The organism is Magnetospirillum sp. LM-5 (genome assembly GCF_902729445.1).
Classification (GTDB): domain Bacteria; phylum Pseudomonadota; class Alphaproteobacteria; order Rhodospirillales; family Magnetospirillaceae; genus Magnetospirillum.
The window spans coordinates 1-2209 of sequence record NZ_CACVCE010000070.1 but is presented as its reverse complement, the minus strand read 5'-3'; the positions used below and the strand labels follow the sequence as shown (position 1 = coordinate 2209).

The window sequence follows — 2209 nt, the reverse complement described above, 5'->3', positions numbered from 1 at the left end:
TCTAAAGCAAAGTTAACCGTTATTGCAGCAGACCCATCCCGCTCATTTCATCACACGGCCTGACCGGAGATAAGTTTTGAAAAATCCATGGTCTGGTGTATGATTTGAGTGTTTGAAAAGACAGATCGATTGCTTGTGATGGGAAACGTACACCACCTACAACATCTCGGCCAGGGAGCCGGCGACTGGAACGCCTGGCGCCAGCAGGAGCCCGATGTACGACCGGACCTGACCAACGCCAATCTGCGCGGGGCCAATCTCGCCGGGATGGATTTGTCCGGATCGCTGTTGTCGCTGGCAAATCTGCGCAAGGCCGTTCTGTCCGGCGCGAATCTCCGTGATTGCAACCTCCCCCGAGCCTGCCTGGAAGACGCCGATCTGTCGGGCGCCAAGCTTCAGGGCGCCAATCTGGCCGGCGCGACCTTGCTGCGCGCCAACTTCTCCGGCGCCAATATGCGCATGGCCAATCTGGCTGGCGCCAATCTGGCTGGCAAGATGGATTTGTCCGGAGTCGATCTGAGCGGCGCCAATCTGGCCGGCGCCAAGCTGATGGGGGCCAATTTCTCCGGCGCCACCTTGGCCGGCGCCAATCTGGCGGGCGCCGACGCCCGCAATGCCAATTTCACCGGCGCGGATCTGACCGATGCCGTGACCGCCGGCACCCTCCTCGACGGCGCCAACATGTCCGGCGCCGTCATTCGCCGGACCGCAGGCCGCCCCCAGACCATCGTCGCGGATCTGGAGCCCGAGCCCGAACAGCCTCTGCCCCGCACCGTTTCCGAACGCCCGCAGCCCGTTTCGGTCGAGACCTTCGAGGCCGAGGGATCCGAAGCCCCCCCCGTTTCGGTCGAGGCGCCTTCGAACGAGATCGAACCGGTCTTCGAGACCCAACCGGAATGGGACAATTCGGCCCAGCCGGAATTGGCCGAGCCGGAGCAAGAATCCGAGCCGGAACCTATCGACACGCTGGTGGATGTACCTGCGGATCTTGAACCGGAACCCGAGCCCGAGCCCGAGCCGGAACTCGCCGCCGTCGAGGCGATGGCGGAAGACGACGATTCCGCCTTCGACGCAGCCCCCATGGCGACAGCCGCTCCGATCCCGCTTGCCGAATCGCAGATTTCAGACCTTTTGGTCGATTCCGTGCAGGACGAGGCGCTCTCGCGTTTACCGGTTCCGGTCGATGACGCCGTTGACGAGGAACCGCAAGACAGCCCCTTCTATACCTACGAAACCAAGGAATTGGCCATTCTCGCCCTGTATCTCGATCAGGTGAGCCGGAAGACCAAGGCCGAGAAGGCCATGCTGCTGGATCTACTGGTCCATTATAACCGCAATTTCCTCGGACAAGATGTCAGCGTCCCCATGACCACCAGCGGCAACGCCATTCTGGTCGGTTTCGGCGACCCCACCAACGCCCTGCGCTGCGGCGGCCTGTACATCAGCATGCTGCGCGACATGCAGGTTGAGTCCTATGTGGCGGTCAATTGGAGCATGGCAACTGTCCGGGTCGATTCCGAAGGAAGCGAGAGCGACGAGTTGATCGCCAATTCCATTTCGCCGTCGGCGCGTCTGATGCCGGTTGGAGTCGTGGGCGAGGTTCTGGTCTTGGAAGAGCTGTATTCCAATCCCCTGACCCAGCGCGACCTCTTCACCTTCGAGCGCGTCGCCCGGAAATGGAAAGCCGCCAACGACACCCATGGCGAAGGCATCGACGTTATCTGCTACAGCGTTCGCAGCAAGCAGCCCCCGCATCCCTGAGCCGACACCCCCGGTCAAGCCGCCTCCGTGACCCTTGCCCGCACGGGTGGGGCATGTGCAGCTACAGGGGGCCGAGAATGTGGTCCAGGCGCTGGAGCAGGTCTGCAACCGAATTGGCTATCCAAGGACGATCCGGGTCGATCAGAGTTCGGCATTCGACGGGCGCTTCCGAACCGAGTGCATGAACGCCCATTGGTTCCTCAGCCTTGACGACGCCTGGGGAAAATTAGAGGCTTGCGTACTTACTGCAACGCGCAGCGCCCGCATGGCGCCATCGGGTACCGGCATTCTTCACTTCGCTGATGCCGATTGCGGATACAGTAATCGATGCGGTGTCCATGGTCGGATTTACGTTCAAGATTTTCACCATATGGGCGAAAAGTTCATCCTGTACGTCTTGATGGCGTGTCCCGAATACGATAGCGTTCTGCTGTTGTATTCACCTAGA

At 61.0% G+C, this 2209-nt stretch carries 1 protein-coding gene and 1 pseudogene; both read left to right on the top strand.

Annotation, left to right across the window (positions count from 1 at the left end; translation table 11 throughout):
* Positions 1–138: 138 nt before the first annotated feature.
* A complete protein-coding gene (locus tag MTBLM5_RS17295) occupies positions 139–1761 on the top strand; it encodes a pentapeptide repeat-containing protein (protein ID WP_173977297.1) in 1623 nt (540 codons plus the stop codon).
* 151 nt (positions 1762–1912) lie between these two features.
* Positions 1913–2064: pseudogene (locus tag MTBLM5_RS19200) on the top strand (integrase core domain-containing protein); the annotation flags it as partial.
* Between the last annotated feature and the right edge of the window lie 145 nt (positions 2065–2209).

Coding starts and splice junctions, on each gene's coding strand:
- MTBLM5_RS17295 (WP_173977297.1), top strand. CDS start 139: ATGGGAAACGTACACCACCTACAACATCTCGGCCAGGGAGCCGGCGAC.